This window comes from Halobacillus sp. BBL2006, assembly GCF_000786645.1.
GTDB lineage: Bacteria > Bacillota > Bacilli > Bacillales > Halobacillaceae > Halobacillus.
Genome location: NZ_JRNX01000138.1, coordinates 1 through 5,294 on the forward strand (window position 1 = coordinate 1; position 5,294 = coordinate 5,294).

Genomic DNA, 5,294 nt, shown 5'->3' on the forward strand with positions numbered 1-5,294 from the left:
TGTGGGATTTGCGGGACAGGTGAGACCCCGCAGAGCGAAGTAAAGCTTGAGGAGGCTCATCGCCCGCCCCACGGAAAGCGAACCTTTTCCCGCAGCCCCAAACTCATCACGAATGTCTCGAAACTGAGTCTTCAACAATCTGAGCTTTAAATGAATAAGGGACGGGCTATTTTTTTAAAATGAACCCTTGAAAGTGTGGAGGTCCGCCTTGTCCTGAGTTTTGTGGGATCTTATGAAAAGCTTCTAAATGAAAATATTCAGTAAGAATGTTCTCTAAGTCTTCATCTTTGTAAAATGAAAAAAACCGTTTCGGCTCATGGAAATCCTGTTCCCATATGCCTTCTTGGTCAATTCCTCCATAGACTCCCAAATAAAGCAGTCCATCTGGCTTCATCACACGCTTGACTTCCACCAAAACTTGTTCAAGCTGTGCTTTAGGCACGTGTAGCAAACAGTTGAGCGCCCATCGCATCAAATGTTTGATCCTCAAAAGTTAATTGATCAAAGCTCATCGTCTCCGCATTTATGCCTTTTTCCCTGCAAAGCTGGACCATTTTTGAAGACAAGTCAGTAGCTTGCACGTTTAATCCAGCTTCTTTAAAGAAGAGGCTGTCCTTTCCGGGACCTGCGCCAATTTCAAGTAAATTATGCTTTTGTAAGTTCAATAATCTGTGGAGAAACGAAGAGCGCTCATACATCTTCCAATCTTGCAGGTCGGATTCGTTCCTGTTTTTGGATTGAGCATCATAAGCCTGTTTTAATTGCTGTTTCACGTTGTGATCAATCACTTTTGCTCTCCTCCATGTCCTTACGGCGATAAGTCAGTAAAAGCATGCCATTCTCGAACCGATTACTTTTTAGTAAATCTAATTGTTCTTCGTGGTCATTCGGTTTGAAAAGTGGAATTCCTCTGCCGATCATCGTTGGCTGAATGGCCAGTTGATATTCGTCAATATGTCCCATGCTGATAAAGTGATCAATTAATTGACTGCCGCCAACGAGCCAGACATTTTTGTTTTGATCGTTTTTCAATACATTTAGAAGAGGAGAGATTTGCTCAGGCTGTACAAATGTAGCGTAGGAGTCTTGCCCTTCTTTACTTTGGCTGACGACATACACATCTTTCGACTGATAAGGGAATTCTTCGGCCAATTCGAATAGTTGTTCATATGTTTTTCTACCTAGGATAACGGTGTCGATCGTATTGATAAAGTCCTCATAACCGTAATCCTGATCATCCCAAAGCCAATCGATATCACCATTTTCTCTTGCTATGTATCCGTCTAAACTTTGCGCGATATAAAGGATAACCTTGCCCATTTTTAAATCACCTTCCATCTTTTTCTTGCTTACGGTACCGTTTTCATCATATAATACTTTTAGATGAAAAAGAAGGGACTGACGTTTAAAGCAATGAAGTACTAATCCTGTTTTGTTACGAGTATTTAAATATCGGATTTTACTCGTTCCAGTTACACAGGATTGGTCTGTCTGTTTTCAGAACAGAAACTTCATTGCTTTTTTACACCCTTTACAATGTATATGGTGTTATTTAGCTATGATTATGTCCAATCCTCTCTGGAGCGCACAGGGAGGTTTTTTTATGTTATTTATGAATGCGAAAAATATATCTTATTCCATAGGAACAAGAGAGCTGTTGGATATTAAAGAACTATCGATTCATGAAGGAGAGAAAATTGGACTCGTCGGGAAAAATGGCCAGGGAAAAACTTTATTGATTAAGTATTTGATGGGAGAGCTTGATGTCGCTCCTCATGTGGAATGGCACGTAAGTCACGCCTGGCTCAAACAATTGAATGAAGCGGGAGAAGCTGAGTTAAAAAGTGGTGGAGAACAAACGCTTGAAAAACTCGATAAGGTCTTCAACTGCGATAGTAAGATTCTTTTCCTCGATGAGCCGACCAATAACTTGGATTGGGAACACATTCAACATGTCGAAAAGAGATTGAAGCGTCATCAAGGCGCGATTGTTGTGGTTTCTCACGATCGGATGCTTTTAGATCAAGTCTGTCATAAAATCTGGGAGCTGGATGAAGGAAGTATAAAAGAGTATAGCGGAAACTACACTTTTTATGAACAACAAAAGGCATTAGAAAGAGATCAGCAGTATGAAAATCATGAGCAGTACTCAAAAGAGAAGCGGAGGATAGAGCAGCGGATTCGACAAAAACGCACGCAGTCAAAAGGGATGAGAAAGCCGCCTAAACGAATGGGGAATTCGGAATGGCAGCTCGGTAAAAATAAAGCTGCAGGGAAGCAGAAGAAAGTAGAACGGGTCAGTAAGACGCTGGAAAGGCGGCTGGAACGTTTAGAGAAAGTTGATAAACCTTTTGAATGGGATCAGTTGAAAATGGAATTCGATAATTTTGAACCTTACCATGGCCGTTATCTTTTCCAGATGAAGAATTTTAATGTGAGGGTGTCTAACAACAGCCTTTTCCATGTCGATCAGTTATCCTTAAAGACAGGGACGAAGACGGTTTTGATTGGCCGTAATGGAGCAGGGAAATCAACTTTTATTAAAGAGCTTCTGGACAGAAAATATGAATTTTTCCCTGAAGGAGTCTCTGTAGGATATTTTCATCAAAAGTTGGAGGAGCTTCCTCAAGAAGAAACCGTTATTTCTTATGCTAAAAAAGATAGCCGACTACCTGAATCAAAAATTCGTATCGTACTCGCAAGACTTCGCTTTTTTGAAGAGGATATGAGCAAGAGGGTTGCTGCTCTAAGCGGTGGAGAACGTGTGAAATTAGCGCTGGCTCGTTTACTTGTAAGTGACCATCAGCTCCTTATTCTTGACGAACCAACAAATCATCTCGACGTGGAAGCCATTCAAGCGTTGGAACAGTTGGTTATTGAATATCCCGGAACGATTTTATATGTTACGCATGATCGTAAATTTGTAGAGCGTACCGCAGATCACTTATGGATGATTCAAGACCGAGAGATCAAGTCCTTTGCCGGAACGTGGAGAGAGTGGGAGGAACAGAAGCAAAAACCCGAAACAGTCAATGAAGAAAAATATAGCCTGATGGCGTTGGAAACAAGAATGACAGAGATAATCTGCCGGCTGAGCATGCCACACCCAACTGACGACAAGGATGCTCTGGAAAAAGAATATCAGCAAGTTTTAGTAAAGCTGAAACAACTGAAGAACTAACGAAAGCGACCCAAAGGGGGTCGCTTTTTTTAGGTGGCAGCTTCTTTGTTGTTTCTAATGAACATATAAAACGAAGCTCCGAAGATTGTAATATAGCCGATAACACTCAGGATATCAGGAATTTGGCCGAACAAAAGAATACTAATGAGAGCAGAGTAGACGACCGTGGAATAGAAGAAAATCGAAATTTCTCTTGCGGGAGCGAATTTATAAGCAATCGTCAATCCGAATTGGCCTAAGGTCGCAAATGCCCCTGCTGAAAGAAGATAAACCCACTGCTTAACCGTCATTGGTTCGTAAAAGGCGATGGTAAAAGGAAGCAGTGTGACCGTTGTAAAGAAAGAAAAGTAGAATACAATCGTATAAAATTTTTCTTTATCCCCTAACACACGGAGAAGAGTGTAAGCTCCAGCAGCGAATACAGCTGAGAAAACCCCAGCTATATATGGAATGAATTCTAAAGAAAACGCAGGTTTAATGATAAACAAGGTTCCAATGAATGCAATAATGATGGATACGACTTGATACATTCTCGCCTTTTCTTTCAAGAAAATTGCTGAAAAGATGATCAGCAGAAACGGACTGAGCTTATTCAACATATCTGCATCAGATAATACAAGGTTATCTATAGCGTAGAAAAACAATACCATCCCGATTGTTCCGAGAGAAGAACGGGAAAGCAGCAGGAGCTGATTTTCTTTTTTTCCAAAGAGACGTTCTTTATTATATATAACAAATCCGAATGCAATGATGGCAGAGACAAGGTTACGGAACAGTGTTTTCTGGACCGTTGGGATATCTCCTGACAGCTTAACGAGTGCAGCCATCATTGAAAAACCGAATGCTGAGATTAATAATAAGATAATTCCTTTATTTCTGTTGCTCATGATGGTTCCTCCAGTTGTTCTTATCTTGTACAAAATCACCTTTACCATCCTAATACAAATACATAAGGAAAGAAAGTCATAAAGACTGGACTTTTGATAAAAACTAACAATAGTTGACAAAGCAAGACATGGGTAGAAAGGTCGGGTATAATGAAGTATATACAGATGTGAAGGGGAGGGTTGTTTTTTGCTATGTTCTCAACCAATCGTTTGGAAGACAAGGACTATTCAGAATAACCAACAATTCTATATAGAGGAGCAATCTTCGATTGATTTGTATCAAAATGAGGTAGTTACACCTTTCGAGACAATCTCTATGGAGAATATATTTGATGTTTCTTTCAAAGAGTTTTCTAATACTTCTGGTTTGTTGTACTTACACACGAACAGAGGTGTCAAAACTTACATGGTCAAAGAGTCTCCTTCAACATGGATGGAAACGTTCCACAAATGTAAGTGATCGACTAGATTATCTGAAGTTCAGGCAATGAAAATATAAGGGTGGGAGGTCTGCATGGAAGTTCTAGAGGAGAACGATAGAATATACTTAAGAGAGATTGTGCCTGATGATTGGGCCCCCCTCCATGAAATTGCATCTAATGAAGAAGCATGTAAATTTCAACCATGGGGGCCAAACAATGAAGATGACTCTAGATTTTTCGTAAATCAGGCAATGAGGGACAGGCGCAAGAGACATAGGAGTCGTTACGTTTTTGCTATCGTTGAAAAGGAAACAGCTCAAATTGTAGGAAATATCGAGATGAATATTAGGGATTGGGATGGGGTGGGGGAGATAGGATTTATTATCCACCATCAGCACTGGGGCAAAGGATTAGCGTCTGAAGCAGCTTTGCTCATTATGAAACATAGCTTTGAAAAGTGTGAACTCCACCGGGTTGTAGCGACGTGTAGTCCTGAAAATGCAGCCTCTGTCAAAGTACTAGAAAAGATCGGAATGGTAAAAGAGGGCGTACTCAGGCAGGATTTGCTCGTGAAGGGACAATGGCGTGACTCCTGTGTCTACAGCATGCTGAAAACTGAATGGGATGAGAAGCATTCCAATAGTTAGCTAAAAAAGAGTGATTCCGTTAGAAGGAATCACTCTTTTTAATCTTTATTCTAAGGCCATACCTCGTTAAACAGTCGCTTCCACACTTACTACTATTCGGTTCCATCGCCTATTCCCTCGAGGTCTTAAGCTTGTCGGGACTGACCAAGGCGATTAC

Annotated in this window: 7 protein-coding genes; 3 read left to right on the plus strand and 4 right to left on the minus strand. The window is 40.7% G+C overall.

Going from position 1 to position 5,294, the window contains the following annotated elements; genetic code table 11:
- Positions 1-166: 166 nt before the first annotated feature.
- From LD39_RS22985 to LD39_RS05045, 3 genes are read right to left on the minus strand one after another with little or no spacing between them, the layout of a single operon-like run.
- The gene (locus LD39_RS22985; protein WP_197061392.1) at positions 167-451 is read right to left on the minus strand and encodes a hypothetical protein; all 285 of its coding nucleotides are present in this window, start codon (positions 449-451) and stop codon (positions 167-169) included.
- Positions 435-788 carry a bifunctional 2-polyprenyl-6-hydroxyphenol methylase/3-demethylubiquinol 3-O-methyltransferase UbiG gene (locus tag LD39_RS22990; protein ID WP_197061393.1) on the minus strand — a complete coding sequence of 118 codons (354 nt, stop codon included), beginning with the start codon at positions 786-788 and terminating at the stop codon, positions 435-437. The genes LD39_RS22985 and LD39_RS22990 overlap by 17 nt, the downstream gene beginning before the upstream one ends.
- Positions 781-1,320, minus strand: coding sequence for a dihydrofolate reductase family protein (locus LD39_RS05045; RefSeq protein ID WP_035543584.1), 540 nt, complete (start codon positions 1,318-1,320; stop codon positions 781-783). The genes LD39_RS22990 and LD39_RS05045 overlap by 8 nt, the downstream gene beginning before the upstream one ends.
- Before the next feature lie 283 nt (positions 1,321-1,603).
- Here LD39_RS05045 and abc-f point away from each other — a divergent pair, with 283 nt between their 5' ends.
- The gene (abc-f, locus tag LD39_RS05050; RefSeq protein ID WP_035543586.1) at positions 1,604-3,181 is read left to right on the plus strand and encodes a ribosomal protection-like ABC-F family protein; all 1,578 of its coding nucleotides are present in this window, start codon (positions 1,604-1,606) and stop codon (positions 3,179-3,181) included.
- A gap of 29 nt (positions 3,182-3,210) precedes the next feature.
- On the opposite strand, the gene LD39_RS05055 is transcribed toward abc-f, so the two are convergent.
- Positions 3,211-4,068: a DMT family transporter gene (locus LD39_RS05055; protein ID WP_035543587.1), complete on the minus strand. Its 858-nt coding sequence runs from the start codon at positions 4,066-4,068 to the stop codon at positions 3,211-3,213.
- A 187-nt stretch (positions 4,069-4,255) separates the two neighbouring features.
- Between LD39_RS05055 and LD39_RS05060 the strand changes: the two genes are divergently transcribed.
- Both LD39_RS05060 and LD39_RS05065 read left to right on the plus strand, forming a co-directional pair.
- The gene (locus LD39_RS05060; RefSeq protein WP_035543588.1) at positions 4,256-4,528 is read left to right on the plus strand and encodes a hypothetical protein; all 273 of its coding nucleotides are present in this window, start codon (positions 4,256-4,258) and stop codon (positions 4,526-4,528) included.
- Positions 4,529-4,582: 54 nt separating this feature from the next.
- Entirely contained in the window at positions 4,583-5,137 is a 555-nt protein-coding gene (locus tag LD39_RS05065; protein ID WP_035543590.1) for a GNAT family N-acetyltransferase, read from the plus strand.
- Positions 5,138-5,294: the final 157 nt, after the last annotated feature.